Genomic DNA, 16,524 nt, shown 5'->3' with positions numbered 1-16,524 from the left:
TTACGCCTCTTCCTTCAGCGCCTTCTCCAGAGCCGCGATAGCTTCCGCTTCGTCGGCACCGTCGGCAATCAGCGTAATTTCCTCGCCTTTGGCGACCGCCATGGACATAATGCCCATGATGCTTTTTCCGTTGGCTGTTTTTTCGTTTTTGACAATCTTGATCTCACTGGCAAAGGACGATGCCAGACGCACAAAATTGGCTGCCGGTCTCGCGTGCAGACCGTGCGGCAGCTCGACGACCACTTTCTTTTCGATCATGAATGTACACCTTCCTTACATGCTGTTTCCTGCAAAGGTTTTGCGAACAAATGCTTCCACTTCTTGCGACGTGCTCATCGACAAGATGGTGTCCGTGTAAGCCGCCGCTGCCTCCTTGGACAAGCGGCTGATCTGATAGCGTGCGGGCAGGATGCTGCCGGCGCTCATGCTGAACTCGTCCAGTCCCATGCCCAGCAGAATCGGGATGGCCACTGGATCGCCGGCCATTTCGCCGCACATGCCGACCCACTTGCCTTCCGCATGAGCTGCCTGGATGACGCGGTGGATCAGGCGCAGCACAGCGGGATGATAGGGCTGGTACAGGTAGGAGACGCGCTCGTTCATCCGGTCGGCCGCCATCGTGTACTGAATCAGATCGTTGGTGCCGATGCTGAAAAAGTCCACTTCCTTGGCAAACAGATCGGCGATCATCGCTGCCGCCGGAATCTCGATCATGATGCCCACTTCCAGCTGTTCCGATACGGCGATGCCCTTTTCAAGCAGGGCTTGTTTCTCTTCTTCCAGCACCGCTTTGGCCTGCCGGAACTCTTCCAGGGTGGCAATCATCGGGAACATGATTTTCAGATTGCCGTAAGCGCTTGCCCGCAGCAGAGCGCGAAGCTGTGTCCGGAACAGGTCCTGCTGCTCCAGGCAGAGGCGAATGGCGCGGAATCCCAGGAACGGGTTCATCTCTTGCGGCAGGTTCATGTAGGACAAATGCTTGTCCCCGCCGATGTCAAGGGTGCGGATCACGACGGGCTTTTCACCCATTTGCTCCAGCACCTGCTTGTAGGCCTGGAACTGCTCGTCCTCCGACGGGAAATCATCCCGCCCCATGTAGAGGAATTCCGTGCGGAACAGCCCGACGCCTTCCGCTCCGTTCTCCAGAGCACCGGCCAGATCCTGCACACTGCCGATGTTGGCGGCCAGCTCGACGTGAACGCCGTCCTGGCTGGTGGTAGCGGTATGAACCAGTTTGGCCAGCTCGCTCTTTTGCCGCTCGTACTCAGCCTGTTTCTTCCGGTATGTTTCGATCTCTTCCGGCGTGGGGTCGATGATGACAAGTCCTTCATGCCCGTCCAGAATGATCGTCACCCCGGCTGCTGCTTCCTTGGTTACGTCCTTCGTCCCTACCACCGCAGGGATTTCCAACGAGCGGGCCATGATGGCGGAGTGGGAGGTACGGCCTCCGATGTCCGTGACAAAGCCTTTGACATAGCGGCGATCCAATTGGGCGGTATCCGACGGCGTCAGGTCCTCCGCCACGATAATTACCTCTTCCGCCAGATCGCTCGGCGCCGCAAACTTCACGCCCAGCAAATGGCTGAGTACTCGCTTCGTCACGTCGCGAATATCCGCCGCCCGCTCTTTCATGTACTCGTTGTCCATCTGCTCAAACAGCTCGATGAACATCTGCGCCGTCTCATGCAGCGCGCTCTCCGCATTTACTTTTTCCGCAGTAATTTTTCCCTTCACCGTCTCCACCAGTTCTGGATCTTCCAGGACCAGGAGATGGGCTTGGAAAATGGCCGCCTTGTCCGGCCCCATTTCCCTTTCTGCGCGCTCGCTGATCTCCTGCAGTTCTGCCTTCGCCTGTTCCAGAGCATCCGTCAACCGTTTGATTTCGCTCGACGGGTCCTCGATCGAGACCGTTTCGATTTGCAGGTGGGAATTGGTGAGCACAAACGCCTTGCCAATCGCCACACCGGACGATGCGGCAACGCCTACAATTGTTTTGGACACTTGCCCTCTCCTCCTCTCTTAGTTTGTCTTTCTTCTGGCCTGCAACTCCCGGGCGTGGTTCATCACGATGGAAAAGAGGGCGTGATTCACGCGAATGCCGGTATACGTCTTGAGAACGTGTTCCAGTCCGAACTGCTTGATCTCTTCCGTCAATTGGACCGCCTCGGGATCTTCCCGGAAATCAAACAGCAGCGCGGCTGCGATCCCCAGCCCCAGGTGCTCCGGCACGATTCCGTAATCGAAGCACTGCATTGCCGGACCAACCAGCCGGTCTTGCGGCGCCAGTTTGCGAATGGGCGAACGTCCCACGCGCGTCACCTGGTCGGTGATGTACGGGTTGGCAAAACGGCCAAGAATCTTTTCCACGTACGCCTCATGCTGACCCTTGTCAAAGCCGTGTTTGGCGACCAGAAGCGCTCCTGTCTCCTGCAGGGCCTGCCTCGTCGCGCGAAGAATCTCGTCGTCCCGAATCGCTTCATCAATGGCGGCATACCCCATTTGAAAGCCCAGATAGGCAATTACTGCATGCCCCGTATTTACAGTATACAACTTTCTCTCAATGTAGGGGGTCAAGTCATTTACATACGTGACACCTTCGATTTGCGGGATGTCCCCGATGATGCGCGATTGATCGACAGCCCATTCGAAAAACGGCTCCACTGTCACCAGCAGCTTGTCTTCGTGTTTTTGCAGCGGCACGATGCGGTCGACGGCCGCGTTGGGGAAGCCGACCAGCTCCTGTGCCTTTTCCCGGGCTATATCATCCAGCTTTGCGAACACGTGGGTTTTCAGCTGCTCACTGCCGCCGATCATGTTTTCGCACGCGATGACGTTCAGCGGCCGATCGGATTGTGCGATCCGCCGGGTAATGCCCGCCGCGATGGCAGGAGCGATATGGGGCAGCACATTGGGCCCCACAGCCGTGGTGACCAGATCGGCCTTTGCGATCGCCTCGGCGACAGCCTCCGTATCCTGGCCGTGAATGGCGCGGACACCTTCCACGACGGAAACCGGTGTTCCTTCCATCGCCAGTTGCACCGAGTACGCTTTGCGGCTGTTGATCTCATCGACCAGCTCCTGATTGACATCAATGAAGCAGACCTCGTACCCAGCCTGGTGCAGCAGTTGACCGATAAAGCCTCTTCCGATGTTCCCCGCTCCAAAATGAACAGCCAGCATGATTACATCCCCTCTTCAAACAGCGTGATAATCTCTTCTGCCGTTTTCGCGTGAACAACACGGTTGACATTGGCCTCGTCGGAGCAAATTACCGCGATGTTGGACAGAAGCTCCAGGTGTTCGTCACCGACTGCGGCAATCCCGATCAGCAGATACGCCGTGTTTCCTTCCCCAAAATCGACGCCGTCTGGAATCTGCACGACGGAGATGCCGGTCGAGCGAATGGACTCTTTGGATTCGTTGGTGCCGTGCGGGATGGCCACGCCGCTTCCGATATAGGTGGTCACAATCTCTTCCCGCTCGAGCATCTTGTCCACATAGTCCGGCGTGACGTGACCCGCCTTCACCAGCAGCTCGCCAGCCAGGCGGATGGCTTCCGTCTTGTCAGCCACTTTTGCATTCAGCATGATTTTTTCTTTGGATACTACTTTGGTTGCCATACTCATGATTGCGTTCTCTCCATTCCTGTTTTTTTTCGACAAAACTGATAGAGTCCTTCTGCCAGACAGTCGGCGATCCGCTGCCGGTCGCCCGCTTCCAGCGCGTCGATCATCTCGTCCTCGATCAAAAGAGAGCTGACCTCGCTCAGCACTTCCAACCCTTCTTTTGCCACATCCCTTGGCCCCAGGAGCATCAGCAGGGTATGGATCGGCATCTCCCGCTCGTCCATCGACTTCAGCAGGATCGGCTGGCAAAGCACATGCACGGTAAACGACGGCCGGACGACCTGTTCGTATTTGCCGTGAAACAGCGCCAGCGTCGTGCCCGGAATGCCCAAACCGCCCAGTCTTTCCCGCTGCAGGAGCTGCCGGACGACCGGCTCGGCTTCCCGGATCACGCCAAGCTGGACCAAATCACCGCAAATTTGATCCAGAAGCACCCGGATGTCATCGCTGTGATCTTCCAGCCGCCGCAGTTGAAACCCGTCGAGGAGTTGAACGGCATGTCCGGCGTACTGGTGCATCGCATTCAAGCGCTGCTTTGGTCCTTCCCCGTCCGCACGAACGGCCACTGCGGCGCGCGATGCGCGCGAGCGACTAAGGTTGTGCAGATGGTAGGCGATCTTCTGGATGTCCTCCTTTGGCAGCAGCGGGCTGACCACCACGTACTCGCTTGGGTCCATCGGCAAGGGGATGGTGGAAATGATGACGTCATATTCACTTTTGGGGATGCGCCCCACCTCGAACAACGAAAGATTCTGCAGGCTGACGATCTCCGGAATCTCTTTTTTGATCCGGGTGGCCAGAATCTTGGAAGAGCCGATCCCGCTGGAGCAGACGACCAGCGCCCGATAGCGCCGATGCGTCTGTGACGTCCGTTCCACGGCCGCGCCAATGTGCATCACCAGGTAGCCGATCTCTTCATCCGGCACATGCAGCTCGGGAAACACCTTCGAGACTGCCTCCCGGACAACCTGGAACAATTCCGGGTAATTGTCCCGGATCTGCTCCAGTATCGGATTGCGGATTTCCATCTGGCGCTTGAGCCGGTACAGCGCCGGCTCCATGTGCGTAAGCAGACCGTGAAACAGGGAGGAGTCATACCGCAGAGGAATCTGGAGCCGATCTTCGCAGAGCCGGATAAACCGCTGTGTCTTGGCCATCAGCTCCACATTTCCCGGCCAGTAGATGTCCTCATGGGAGCTGCGCAGTTTGGCTCCCCTCAGATGCATGGTGATGTACCCGATTTCTGCGGCAGGAATGTCCATCTGGAAGATGTGCGTCATCCGCTCCATGATTCTCTGCGCTGCCTCATACTCCGGCGTGCCCTGCAATTCGTGCAAGGTGTGTTCGTCAAAGTGGATGTTCTCTCCCTTTTCGATCCGCTCGACGGCGAGCGCGAGGTGAATCACCAGACCGATGTAGGCGCTGTCCGCCAGTGGGTACGGCAGGTCGTCATCCAGGCGCTTCAAGGCGTTTTCCACCTTGATCAGCTTTTCCTTGTCGACGAGCCCCAACAGGCGCTCCGAGATGGAGTCGATGTCGCGCAGCGATTTGTTCTGGATGTTTTCCTTGATCAGCCCGATCAGTTCGTGTTCATTCAAATGGTCCAGGATCAGCCGGCTGATCGCCTGCCGCTTGGCCGACTCGGAGCCTCGGATTTCCACGCCATAGCCCCGCTTGCGCACCAGCGACAGACCGTATTTGTCCAGCACGTCCTCCAGATCGTCCAGATCATGACTGATCGTGGCCGTCGTCACTTTCAGGTCGAGCGCCAGCGAGATCAGCTTGACCGGCTCTGTCGCCTCCAGCAGCGTGCACAAAATGATCACTTTCCGCTCTTCCGCGGTGTACTCGGTCGTCGTCAGGTCAAACAGCGCCAGGCGCAGCGCTTCCTTTTGCTCCGGCGAACCTTGCAGCTCCACGCCCAACCCCGACTTCCTCACCAGCTGCAGGCCGTGCTCGCGGACCGTCTCTTCCAGAGCGTCCAGTTCCCGGTGGATCGTCCGGGCGCTGACCCCGATCCGCTCGGCGATCGCGCCCACGGTGAGCCCCGGTCCGCCCTGCAGCAGCATCTCGAGGATCGTCCGTTGTCTCGAGGAAACACTCATCGTTCCATCCCCTTTTGTAAAAAGCCGGAAAACGCTAGTTTGCACTAGCGTTGATTCCGTTTACCCTAAACGTTTGACCAATTTCTCGTACTCCGGACTGTTCAGGAAGTTGTCGATGGAAATGTGTTCTGCATTTGGTGCCTTCAACTTGGCCCGTTCCGTCAGCGATTTGTGCGTGATGACAATGTCTGCGTCGTCCGGGATGTCGTTGATCGCCGTATTGATGACGGTGATGTCGATGCCTGCATCTTTGAACTTCTTGCGCAGGGACGCTGCCCCCATCGCGCTGGAACCCATGCCGGCATCGCAGGAAAAGACGACTTTCTTGATTTCTTTTTTCTCCGCCACCGCCGTGTCGGCTTGAGCTTCCTCTTGCTTTTTGCCTTTGAGCTGATGCATTTTTTCCGTCGCTTTTTCCAGCTCTTCTTCACTCTCAGCTTGCCCGCCCATTTTCAGCAGGAACGCTGCGATGAGGAAGGAGACGACGGTTGCCGCGACGACCCCGGTCAGGACCGGCAGCAGCCCGCCCTTGGGTGCCATGGCGCTCAGGGCGAATACGCTGCCCGGCGATGGCGGCGCCACAAGGCCCGCATTTAACAGTGTAAAGGTAAAGACTCCGGTCATTCCGCCGCCGATGACGGCCAGCAGCAGGCGTGGATTCATCAGGATGTACGGGAAGTAAATCTCGTGAATGCCGCCCAGGAAGTGGATGATCGCCGCACCGGGTGCCGATTGTTTCGCCGTGCCCCTGCCCACCAGCCAGTAGGCCAGCAGGATGCCAAGCCCCGGTCCCGGGTTGGTCTCCAGCAGGAAGAAAATCGACTGTCCGGCCTTCGCCGCCTGATCCAGTCCGATCGGGCTGAGAATGCCGTGGTTAATCGCGTTGTTCAGGAACAGGATCTTGGCCGGTTCGATCAGGATGCTGGCCAAGGGCAGCAGTCCGGCATCCACAATCGCTTGTACGCCGGAAGCAAGCGCTTTGCTCAAGCTGGCCACGACCGGCCCGATCGCGTTGAACGCCAGCAGTGTCAACAACCCGCCGACGATACCGGCAGAGAAGTTGTTGACCAGCATCTCAAAGCCGGAGCGCACTTTCCCTTCGATCAACTGGTCCAGCTTTTTCATGACCCAGCCGCCAAGCGGCCCCATGATCATGGCACCCAGAAACATCGGGATGTCGGCACCCACGACGACACCCATGGTAGCGACCGCACCAACGACGCCACCGCGCACGTCGTGAATCATCTTGCCGCCCGTGTAACCGATCAACAGCGGCAGCAGATAGGTAATCATCGGGCCAACCAGTTTGGCCATATGTTCATTGGGCAGCCAGCCCGTCGGAATAAACAGCGCCGTAATCAAGCCCCAGGCGATAAACGCGCCAATGTTGGGCATGACCATGCCGCTTAAAAAACGCCCAAACTTCTGCACAGAGACGCGAAGTCCGCTCTCCATCTTGCTGCATCCCCCTTCTTTTTTCTCTATATTGTTGACAAAATTTAATTGTACGACTCCTAATACAAATATAAAGCGTTTACATTCCGGTCTCAACAAAATGAAAGTGGGCATTTGTCCATTAAGTTGTTGACAAAAGTTAATAGTCTGACTTGGCATTTTCTGGTTGACAACATGGGGTTACGCCTGTATATTTTAAATAACAAAATATTTTGAATATTTGTGGCGGAGATGACGGAGATTCACAATATTCCCTTGCGTGTCAAACGCTTGTTGGAGTATGTGAATCTTTTTTATGCTCCGCTGCCGGCAACACACTGAAACAGGGGGAATGCGAATGAAAAAGGTATTGTCGTCTCTCGTGCTGCTTCTTACGTTGAGCTGCGGACTGGGGTACACCAGCACCAGCCATGCCCAGGAACAAAAGCTGGTGATCGCCCATCGCGGCGCCAGCGGCTATCTGCCGGAGCACACGCTGGAAGCGAAGGCGATGGCATATGCCATGGGGGCTGATTACATCGAACAGGACGTCGTCATGACAAAGGATGACAGGCTCGTCATCCTGCACGACCACTATCTGGACAGGGTGACCAACGTGGCTGAGGTCTATCCGGACAGAAAGCGGGCGGACGGACGGTATTACGTCATTGATTTTACGCTGGACGAAATCAAGCGTCTGCGTGTGACGGAAGGCTTCGACCTCAAAAACGGTGCACAGGTTCCCAATTACGAAGGGCGCTTTCCGATGTGGAAATCCTCGTTTCAGATCAGTACGCTGGAAGAAGAAATCGAGCTGATCCAGGGATTGAACAAGAGCACGGGCAGAAACGTCGGTATTTACCCGGAAATCAAAGCCCCGTGGTTCCACCGGCATGAAGGCAAGGACATCAGTCTCGCCGTGCTGAAGGTGCTGAAATCGTACGGATACGACAGCCGCGACGACAAGGTCTACGTGCAGTGTTTTGACCCGAATGAAACCAAGCGCATTCACGACGAACTCCTCCCCAAGCTGCAGATGGACGTAAAGCTGGTGCAGTTGATGGCCGTGAACGACTGGAACGAAACGATGGTTTATCAAAACGGCAAGGCCGTCCCTTATGATTACGACTGGATGTTTCAACCAGGGGCAATGAAGAAGATCGCCGAGTACGCGGACGGCGTCGGGCCGTGGTGGCCGATGGTCATCCGGGAAGATTCAACGAGGGATCGCCTGAACATCACCAATCTGGTCAAAGAAGCCCACGCCGCCGGACTGGAGGTGCATCCCTACACGTTCCGCCTGGACGACGGGCAAATCCCCGCCTTTGCGGCCAGCTTTGAAGAACTGCTCGACCTGTTCTACTTTACTGCCGATGTCGACGGCGTCTTTACCGACTTCCCTGACCGGGCCGTCCAGTTTTTACGCAGGGCTGAATTCCGGGCAAACGGGTACAGTCAAAACTGACCAGGCCCAACGAAAAGCGGGGAGCGTTGCGATTCCCGTGGCGCTTCCCCCTGACCACACTGCCGCAGCTCGCAGACGGTAGGCACAGACTGCTGTTTGCAACTGTCTCACTCCCCGATCATCCGAGCATCCGTTCCCGGTGACGAGATCAAAACGGCCCTCTATCCCGACACCGCCCGTATCGGAAAAATCGGGCAACGATTGAACGGCACACCCGTGCACTGGTATAATCAAATTGTCCTGGCGGCTGATAAAACCAAGATGGAGGACACTCATACATGTTGCGTTACACAGGCATCTATTTCATTCGGATTCGGTAATGGAAGGTACAGAACATGTAGGCTCGGCCAACATTTGACAATGGGTCGGGTTTATTTGTGCTGTACCTTTATTCATTCCCGATTACGAATGAATGAGGTGCTTTTTTGTGTCCAAAAACAGCCGAATATCGCAAAAAAACGGGAACCGAGGAACGCAAGGGACAGGCAAATACGGTCCCAACAGTTCCGGCCAACATTTGATTTGCAGCAAGCGACTGGTTCGCCGCATGATCCAGCTCGCTGAAACCAAGCCGCACTCCCTTGTGCTGGACATCGGCGCCGGAACCGGTGCCATTACGATGCCGCTGGCACAAGAAGGGTTGCGGGTACTGGCAATTGAGAACGACCCGGCATTCGCAGAAAAGCTGCGGAAGAAATGCGGTGAAGCCGACCATATACGGATCATTGAAAACGATGTGCTGAAGTGTACGCTGCCCAGGGAGCCGTTCGTGGTGGTTTCCAACATTCCCTTTTCCATTACGACTCCCATTCTCGGAAAACTGATGGATCAGCCGGCAATGCCGTTCCAACGTGCCGTGCTGATCGTCGAATACGGGGCGGCTCGCCGGTTTACGGCTGATCCGATCACCAACCCGCGGATTCTGGGTTGGCGCATGTGGTTTGATATCACCTTCGTGCAAACCGTTTCTTCCGTTCATTTTTCACCTCCGCCTCGGGTGAATGCGGCCATTTTGCTGATCAGCAGAAAAAGCAGGCCGCCTGTGGCGATCGGGGAACATCGCCGCTTTATGGGGCTGGCCCTGCATGCCCTGCGCTCTCCGTACATGCCCGTGCGCGAGGCCTTGAGCGGCATATTCACGGTTCCCCAAATCACGCGTTTGACGAGAAATCTGGGAATCGATCGGAACGAGCCGATCTGCTCGTTGAATGAAACGCAGTGGGCCCTCACGTATGATGCCATGCGACATTATGTGGACCCGCACCGCTGGCCGAGGGTACCTAAAGCGGGGTGGACCACATGAAAAAAATCGAGCGGGCCGCCCGCCTCTTTCGGCAGCACAGTGAGATGTTCAGGTGTCCCCTGTGCAGCGCCGGCATGAATATGAACGAGTCCAACAGTTTGATCTGTACGAACCGTCACTGCTTTGACCTCTCCAAACACGGATATATTCACTTGCTGTCACGAACGGCAAGACCGTCGAAATACGGCAAAGCAGTGTTCGAATCCAGACAGGCGATGTGCCGAAACGGTTTCTTTGACGAAGTAATCGAGCAGATCCGGGACATCGTCAGCCGTGAAACCAAAGACACCCGCACCCTCCGCATACTGGACGTCGGGTGCGGGGAAGGCTCCCACCTGGCTGGTTTGACAACAAGCCTGGGTATGACGGCGGAACGAGCGATCGTGGGGGTCGGCATGGATCTTTCCAAAGACGGGATACATCTCGCTGCGAAGGAGTATCCCGGCCTGATCTGGTGCGTGGCCGATCTGGCGCGTAGTCCCTTCGCGGACAAGCAGTTCGACGTCATCCTGAACATCCTCTCCCCGTCCAACTATACGGAATTTACCCGGATGCTTCGCGATGACGGTCTCCTGATCAAGGTGGTTCCCGGCCCCGACTACCTCCAGGAATTGCGAGCGCTGTTCTACGAGCAGACAGACCGGCATGCCTATTCCAACGACCATGTGGTCAGCCATTTCCGGTCGCACTTCCCCCTGGTTCAGACCTTTCACATTCGCTGCGGCAAACGGCTGGATCAAACAAGCCTGACGCACCTGATTCACATGACGCCCCTCTCCTGGGGCACGGCGGAAGAAAATCTGGAAAAGGCGCTTCATGCAGGCATTTCCTATGTGACCGTCGATATCGCGGTGCTGGTGGGTAAAAAACAATAACCCTAGGCATGTGATAAAGAAACGGCCCGGATGGCACGATCATCCGGGCCGTTTTTTCATACAAAAGTGGGCATGTTCCTCGCGATGGAACATGCCCTCTTTTCTTCGTGTCATGGTAATGGGAGCCGGGTGCTACTCGACCCATTTTTTGTACAGCTCGTCAAATTTGCCCTGCAGCTTCATTTCGTCGAGCCATACGTCCAGGTAGCTGGCGAAGATGAAGTCGCCGCGCCGGATCATGTAAGCTTTTTCGCTTTTGGTGAACGGATCGTTCACGCGGGCGGCGTACAGACGCGGATCGTTTTTCGCGTACACAATCGCTTCAAAGGTGTCGGTGATCATGACGTCGTAGGTGCCGTTGGCCACCAGACCCGGGATGTCGAGGTTGTTTTGCACCACGGTTACATTTGCATTCGGCAGATATTCACGCACGAAACTTTCGTTGGTTCCACCCGGGTTGACGCCGATGCGGACGTTCGGTTTGTTGATGTCCTCGATGGTTTTGTACTTGTCCTTGTCTTCCGCGCGGATGAGCGGCACTTTGCCGAACTGCACGTACCCCTCGCTCAAGTGGGCAGTTTTCTGTCTGTCGGTGTTGCGGGTCACGCCGCCCACGGCAATGTCAAACTTGTCGGCGAGCAGATCGTTCATCAGTGTCGGCCAGGAAGTTTGCACAAAGCGGGCTTCCACGCCCAGGCTTTTGGCGAACTCTTTCATCGCGTCGATGTCGTACCCTTCGTATTGGCCTGTTTTCGGGTTGAGATATGTAAACGGCTTGTAATCTCCGGTGGTTCCGATGCGGATGTACCCTCTCGCGATGATTTCATCCAGCCGGGATTCGAATTTTTTCTTGGCTTCCTGCTTTGCGGCGCTATCCGCGACGGTCGCCGCCGGTTGGGCCTGTTGGGCACCTGCGGCGGTCACATAAGCGGCCAAGCCCGTTCCCGCCAGGGAAACCGCCACTGTTCCTGCAATCAGCATGCTTTTCCATTTTTTCATTGTCGTTCTCCTCCCTTGTAGCCGTTTTGTCAGTTTCTCTTGTCGATCTTGCTTTGCGGGCTGTCAAGCAGGGGCTCTCCCCTCCCTACATGTTTTGTTACTTTTTTCCGTGTTAAAATATGCGAAAAGATTAACACAAATTGAAAAATGAAGGCCAGCCTCCCCGCCGACGCGGAAGGTCGGGACCATTTCGTAAGAATTTTGTAAGGATTTCCCAAGGTGATTTGTAAAACATTCTCGGTAAGATAGAAGGGGCTCAGGTACACGACACATTTAACCAAGCAAGACGGGTGATGATCATGCCAACGTACAATGTCCTGGTCGTGGACGACGAAGCGGAAATCCGGGACGCAATCGAAATCTATCTGAAAAACGAAGACATCCGTGTGCTGAAAGCAGGAAACGGGCAGGAGGCCCTGGCGGTTTTGGAGCAGGAAGAGGTTCATCTGATCATCCTGGACATCATGATGCCGGAGATGGACGGGATCAAAACGACGTTTGCCATTCGGGAGAGCAAAAACATCCCGATCATCATGCTGTCGGCCAAATCGGAAGACACCGACAAGATTCTGGGGCTGACCGTCGGTGCCGACGATTACGTGACCAAACCGTTCAATCCGCTGGAGCTTGTCGCCCGGGTGAAATCGCAGTTGAGGCGTTACACCCAACTGGGCAACTACATCGCCAGTGAAGATGAAATCCGGGTGCGGGGACTCGTCTTGAACAAGCGGGAAAAAACCGTGTACGTGGACGGCGAGGAAACAAGGCTCACCCCTACGGAATACAAGATTTTGGAGCTATTGATGGAGAATCGGGGCAGGGTCTTTTCGATCGAAGAGATTTACGAAAAAGTGTGGAAGGAGCCGTGCCTGAACGCGGATAACACGGTAGCCGTGCACGTGAGAAGAATTCGCGAAAAAATCGAGATCAACCCGAAAGAACCTCAATATCTCAAGGTGGTGTGGGGCATTGGCTACAAGATTGAAAAATAAATACGGGCCGGTCATCGCGCTGGTCCTGCTTGTCCACCTGTCGGCTCTGGCCTTGCTGGCGACCGCAGATGTGATTCGGCACCGCGAATACCTGGACAAGGATTACTACTTTCGCAGCCCGTCTTTTCACCAGGAACTGGCGGAGGTCGTTCACCTGGCCATCATGGTTCATTTCAAGGAGAAGAATGATCCCTATCTGATCGAAACGGAAGAGGCGGGCACCAAAACGCCGGAGCAAATCCGCGAGACGTTTGCGGCCGATCTCCGGGAGAAAGAAGCGGAAATTGCAGAACGATATGCAGCCGACATCATGGAGGCAGAGCGCAGCGGCAATCACGCCGAAGCCGGCAGACTCGCGCAGGCGCGCGATCAGGAACTGGCCCGAGTGAAGCAGGAACTTCAACAGCAGATGGATGAGCAGATCAAGTCATGGGAAGTGGCCCGGGATCGAGCATATGAACAGGCGAAAAACGCGTTGGCCGCACAAGGCGACACGATCAAATACTACATCAAGGATCGGAATACGGGCAAAGTCTACACCAACCATTCCTCCGACCTCAACATCATCCGGGACCTGCAAAAAAAGGCGGCTTACTCGATTCATTTCCCGCTGGCTTCGCCGAAAAATTGGTCGATACAGCAGGCGAATGAATTCTTTCTCACCAACAATCTCGAAGGGTATTTCATTATCCCCCAGGCAGCCGCGGGGTACTCACGTTTTCAAGACGATTACACCTATGCGCTCGGCATACGGGAGCGACTGCTGAACGAATGTATCCTGTTGGTCGTAAGTGTTATCGCGGCAGTTGGACTCTTCGTTTATCTGCGGAAGCGCAGTCCGTGGGATTTCCCGCTTGTCGACAGATGCGCCTCCTTGTTGCGGCGGGTTCCCCTCGATGCAAGAGTTGCGACAGTTCTCACGGTCGGGCTGGTCACACTGAGCTGGGTCAGGGACGAATCGTTCTTCTATTTTCCCATCGGCCTGAAACATGTGACAACGCTTTCCTTTACGGCGGCATGCATCGCCTATCTGGGGATCAACGCAAGCGAGGCATGGCGTTTAATCAACGACCACACGCTCATTCGGCAGCAGTGGGAGTCCAGCTTGTATCGCAAATTCCGCACGCTACTGGCTGAGAGCTTCGCCAATCGATCCGTATTTTTCAAGGCCAGCCTCATCTTTGTGCTGACGATCGGCCTGGGGACGGGCATGGGTTTTGTTCTGACTAGCCTTTATTATGGATCGAAGCGGCTGTTTTTGATGGGGGCAAGCTGTACGCTGCTGTGCCTTCTATTCGTGCTGCCGTACATCCTCAGCCGGGTCGCCCTGCTGAACAACATTCTCCGGGGAGCGGACGAAATGGCCGCCGGCAATCTGGATTCTCTCATCGCAGAGCGCGGCAAAGGGAATCTCGCCCATCTGGCCCGCTGCCTGAACAACATCAAGCTGGGACTGCGCCACGCCCTGGAAAGTCAGATGAAGAGCGAGCGCCTCAAAACGGAGCTGATCAGCAACGTTTCGCACGATTTGAAAACGCCGCTCACTTCCATCATCAACTACGTGAATCTGCTGAAACGCCCCGATCTGTCGCCGGAAGAGGTCAGCAGCTACATCGATGTGCTGGAACGCAAAACCCACAGGCTGAAGGTGCTGATCGACGACCTCTTTGAAGCATCCAAAATGGCAAGCGGGTCCGTCGAGCTGCATATGGAGCGCGTCAATGTGGCTGCCCTGCTCAATCAGGCCCTGGCGGAGTTTAACGATGCCATTACCGAATCCTCGTTGACGTTCCGGGTCCAGACGGAAAAGCCGCACATCCACGCGCTGGCCGACGGGAAAAAAACCTGGCGAGTCTTTGAAAATCTCATCACCAACGTCCTGAAGTACGCGCTGCCCCACACCAGGGTCTACATTTCGCTGACCGAACAGGAGAACAGCGTCGTGCTGACGATGAAAAACATCTCCGCCTACGAGATTGATTTTGACCCGGACGAACTGTTTGAACGCTTCAAACGAGGCGACCAATCGCGCCACACGGAGGGCTCCGGTCTGGGACTGGCCATCGCCAAAAGCATCATGGAACTGCAGGGAGGGCGGCTGGCCATCGAGCTGGACGGCGATCTGTTCAAAGTGATCGTCGAGTTTCAAAAGGCGTAACGAAGGGGGCACCTGGAATGCCCCCTGCTTGCTATTCTTTCGGATGAATCATGTTCTCCGGCCGAACGATCCGGTCGAACTCCTCCGCCGACAACAGCCCGCTTTTAACCGCCGCCTCCCGCAGCGTGATCCCTTCCTGATGAGCCAGCTTTGCGATTGTCGCCGCCTTTTCGTAGCCGATGTGCGGATTCAGCGCGGTGACCAGCATGAGCGAGCGTTCCAGATTCCGTTCGATCACCGGCCGGTTCGGTTTGATGCCGACTGCACAGTTGTCGCAAAACGAACGCATGGCGTCAGCCAGCAGCCGGGCCGATTGCAGGAAATTGTATATGATCATCGGCTTGAACACGTTCAGTTCAAAGTTCCCCTGGCTGGCGGCAAACCCTATCGCCGCATCGTTGCCCATCACCTGGCAAACGACCATCGTGAGCGCTTCGCTCTGCGTCGGATTCACCTTGCCGGGCATGATGGAACTGCCCGGCTCATTGGCCGGAATCGTGATCTCGCCGATGCCGGAGCGCGGACCGCTGGCCAGCCATCTGACGTCATTGGCAATTTTCATCAAATCGGCGGCAAGTGCCTTGAATGCGCCGTGGACATGAACCAGCTCATCGTGGCTGGTCAAGGCGTGGAACTTGTTGACCGCAGAGACAAATCGCTTCCCCGTCAGCCTGCTGATCTCTTCCGCCACCATTTCGCCGAACCTGGGATGAGCGTTGATGCCGGTGCCGACGGCCGTACCGCCGATCGCCAGCTCCCGGAGGTACTCCGCGCTCTCCGTGATCATCCGTTCGCTTTTTTCCAGCATGCGGTGCCAGCCGCTGATCTCCTGTCCCAACGTCAGCGGAGTAGCATCCTGCAGATGGGTGCGGCCAATCTTGATCACGTCCCGGTACGCCTCGCTCTTTTGGCGCAGCGTTTCCTTAAGGGCGGCCAGGGCGGGCAGCACCTGGTCTTCGACAGCAATCAGCGCGGCGACGTGCATCGCCGTCGGAAACGTGTCATTGGAGCTTTGCGACATGTTGACATCGTCATTGGGATGGACCCGCAGTGCACTTCCCTGCTGCTCCAGCAGCTGGTTGGCCCGGTTGGCAATCACTTCGTTTACGTTCATGTTGGACTGCGTGCCGCTGCCGGTCTGCCACACCACCAGGGGAAAATGCTCGTCCCATCTCCCCTGCAGCACCTCATCGGCCGCCGCCGCGATGGCCTTCGCCTTTTCGATGTCCAGTTTGCCCAGCCGCTGATTGACCAAAGCAGCGCTTTTCTTCAAGACGGCCAACATCCGAATTATTTCCCGGGGCATCCGTTCCGTGCCGATTCGGAAGTTCTGGTAACTGCGCTGCGTCTGCGCCCCCCACAGTTTGTCCGCAGGCACTCTCATTTCTCCCAGGGTATCCCTTTCGATTCTGTACGCCATGCCGCTTCCTCCTTTATGGAATATGCACAGTATATGATGTCCAACGCGCCCCTTTTCACATGTTTCTACTCTTTCATGCCTGCCCGAAATCTTCCGTCTCCCCCGCTACTTCATTACAGTATAATAAGCATAGACGAATGACAGGAG

At 56.1% G+C, this 16,524-nt stretch carries 13 protein-coding genes; 5 read left to right on the top strand and 8 right to left on the bottom strand.

Features of this window, described 5'->3' with window-relative positions:
* Genes ETC00_RS00530 through ETC00_RS00505 form a run of 6 tightly spaced genes read right to left on the bottom strand, consistent with a single transcriptional unit; the run spans position 1 to position 7,186 of the window.
* Complete coding sequence (locus ETC00_RS00530) at positions 1–258, bottom strand: HPr family phosphocarrier protein (RefSeq protein WP_171563978.1); 258 nt, start codon at positions 256–258, stop codon at positions 1–3.
* 15 nt (positions 259–273) lie between these two features.
* Positions 274–2,001: a phosphoenolpyruvate--protein phosphotransferase gene (gene ptsP / locus ETC00_RS00525; protein WP_171563977.1), complete on the bottom strand. Its 1,728-nt coding sequence runs from the start codon at positions 1,999–2,001 to the stop codon at positions 274–276.
* An 18-nt stretch (positions 2,002–2,019) separates the two neighbouring features.
* Entirely contained in the window at positions 2,020–3,180 is a 1,161-nt protein-coding gene (locus ETC00_RS00520) for a mannitol-1-phosphate 5-dehydrogenase (protein WP_171563976.1), read from the bottom strand.
* A gap of 2 nt (positions 3,181–3,182) precedes the next feature.
* Positions 3,183–3,620: a PTS mannitol transporter subunit IIA gene (locus ETC00_RS00515; protein WP_171564192.1), complete on the bottom strand. Its 438-nt coding sequence runs from the start codon at positions 3,618–3,620 to the stop codon at positions 3,183–3,185.
* Positions 3,621–3,622: 2 nt separating this feature from the next.
* Complete coding sequence (locus ETC00_RS00510) at positions 3,623–5,731, bottom strand: BglG family transcription antiterminator (RefSeq protein ID WP_171563975.1); 2,109 nt, start codon at positions 5,729–5,731, stop codon at positions 3,623–3,625.
* Positions 5,732–5,791: 60 nt separating this feature from the next.
* Entirely contained in the window at positions 5,792–7,186 is a 1,395-nt protein-coding gene (locus tag ETC00_RS00505; RefSeq protein WP_171563974.1) for a PTS mannitol transporter subunit IIBC, read from the bottom strand.
* A gap of 337 nt (positions 7,187–7,523) precedes the next feature.
* Between ETC00_RS00505 and glpQ the strand changes: the two genes are divergently transcribed.
* The 3 genes from glpQ (at position 7,524) to ETC00_RS00490 (ending at position 10,808) form a co-directional block, all read left to right on the top strand.
* Positions 7,524–8,630 carry a glycerophosphodiester phosphodiesterase gene (gene glpQ / locus ETC00_RS00500; protein WP_171563973.1) on the top strand — a complete coding sequence of 369 codons (1,107 nt, stop codon included), beginning with the start codon at positions 7,524–7,526 and terminating at the stop codon, positions 8,628–8,630.
* Positions 8,631–9,057: 427 nt separating this feature from the next.
* On the top strand, positions 9,058–9,933 hold the full coding sequence (gene erm, locus ETC00_RS00495; protein ID WP_371808860.1) for a 23S ribosomal RNA methyltransferase Erm: 876 nt from the start codon (positions 9,058–9,060) through the stop codon (positions 9,931–9,933).
* Positions 9,930–10,808, top strand: coding sequence for a putative RNA methyltransferase (locus ETC00_RS00490; protein ID WP_171563971.1), 879 nt, complete (start codon positions 9,930–9,932; stop codon positions 10,806–10,808). Before erm ends, ETC00_RS00490 begins: the two co-directional genes overlap by 4 nt.
* Before the next feature lie 132 nt (positions 10,809–10,940).
* On the opposite strand, the gene ETC00_RS00485 is transcribed toward ETC00_RS00490, so the two are convergent.
* On the bottom strand, positions 10,941–11,807 hold the full coding sequence (locus ETC00_RS00485) for a transporter substrate-binding domain-containing protein (protein ID WP_171563970.1): 867 nt from the start codon (positions 11,805–11,807) through the stop codon (positions 10,941–10,943).
* 299 nt (positions 11,808–12,106) lie between these two features.
* Between ETC00_RS00485 and ETC00_RS00480 the strand changes: the two genes are divergently transcribed.
* Positions 12,107–12,799 carry a response regulator transcription factor gene (locus ETC00_RS00480; RefSeq protein ID WP_171563969.1) on the top strand — a complete coding sequence of 231 codons (693 nt, stop codon included), beginning with the start codon at positions 12,107–12,109 and terminating at the stop codon, positions 12,797–12,799.
* Positions 12,777–14,957 carry a histidine kinase dimerization/phospho-acceptor domain-containing protein gene (locus ETC00_RS00475; protein ID WP_171563968.1) on the top strand — a complete coding sequence of 727 codons (2,181 nt, stop codon included), beginning with the start codon at positions 12,777–12,779 and terminating at the stop codon, positions 14,955–14,957. Before ETC00_RS00480 ends, ETC00_RS00475 begins: the two co-directional genes overlap by 23 nt.
* A 31-nt stretch (positions 14,958–14,988) precedes the next feature.
* Here ETC00_RS00475 and fumC read toward each other — a convergent pair whose 3' ends face one another.
* A complete protein-coding gene (gene fumC, locus ETC00_RS00470) occupies positions 14,989–16,377 on the bottom strand; it encodes a class II fumarate hydratase (protein WP_171563967.1) in 1,389 nt (462 codons plus the stop codon).
* Between the last annotated feature and the right edge of the window lie 147 nt (positions 16,378–16,524).

The sequence above is a fragment of the Brevibacillus sp. MCWH genome (assembly GCF_013096935.1).
GTDB classification, from domain to species: domain Bacteria; phylum Bacillota; class Bacilli; order Brevibacillales; family Brevibacillaceae; genus Brevibacillus; species Brevibacillus aydinogluensis.
This window is presented reverse-complemented; position numbering and strand designations above follow the sequence as displayed.

What these genes read in the sequence shown, in the direction of transcription:
- ETC00_RS00530 (WP_171563978.1), bottom strand. Translation starts at nt 258, where the DNA reads ATGATCGAAAAGAAAGTGGTCGTCGAGCTGCCGCACGGTCTGCACGCG.
- ETC00_RS00485 (WP_171563970.1), bottom strand. Translation starts at nt 11,807, where the DNA reads ATGAAAAAATGGAAAAGCATGCTGATTGCAGGAACAGTGGCGGTTTCC.
- ETC00_RS00520 (WP_171563976.1), bottom strand. Translation starts at nt 3,180, where the DNA reads ATGCTGGCTGTTCATTTTGGAGCGGGGAACATCGGAAGAGGCTTTATC.
- fumC (WP_171563967.1), bottom strand. Translation starts at nt 16,377, where the DNA reads ATGGCGTACAGAATCGAAAGGGATACCCTGGGAGAAATGAGAGTGCCT.
- ETC00_RS00505 (WP_171563974.1), bottom strand. Translation starts at nt 7,186, where the DNA reads ATGGAGAGCGGACTTCGCGTCTCTGTGCAGAAGTTTGGGCGTTTTTTA.
- ETC00_RS00490 (WP_171563971.1), top strand. Translation starts at nt 9,930, where the DNA reads ATGAAAAAAATCGAGCGGGCCGCCCGCCTCTTTCGGCAGCACAGTGAG.
- ETC00_RS00515 (WP_171564192.1), bottom strand. Translation starts at nt 3,620, where the DNA reads ATGGCAACCAAAGTAGTATCCAAAGAAAAAATCATGCTGAATGCAAAA.
- glpQ (WP_171563973.1), top strand. Translation starts at nt 7,524, where the DNA reads ATGAAAAAGGTATTGTCGTCTCTCGTGCTGCTTCTTACGTTGAGCTGC.
- ETC00_RS00510 (WP_171563975.1), bottom strand. Translation starts at nt 5,731, where the DNA reads ATGAGTGTTTCCTCGAGACAACGGACGATCCTCGAGATGCTGCTGCAG.
- ETC00_RS00480 (WP_171563969.1), top strand. Translation starts at nt 12,107, where the DNA reads ATGCCAACGTACAATGTCCTGGTCGTGGACGACGAAGCGGAAATCCGG.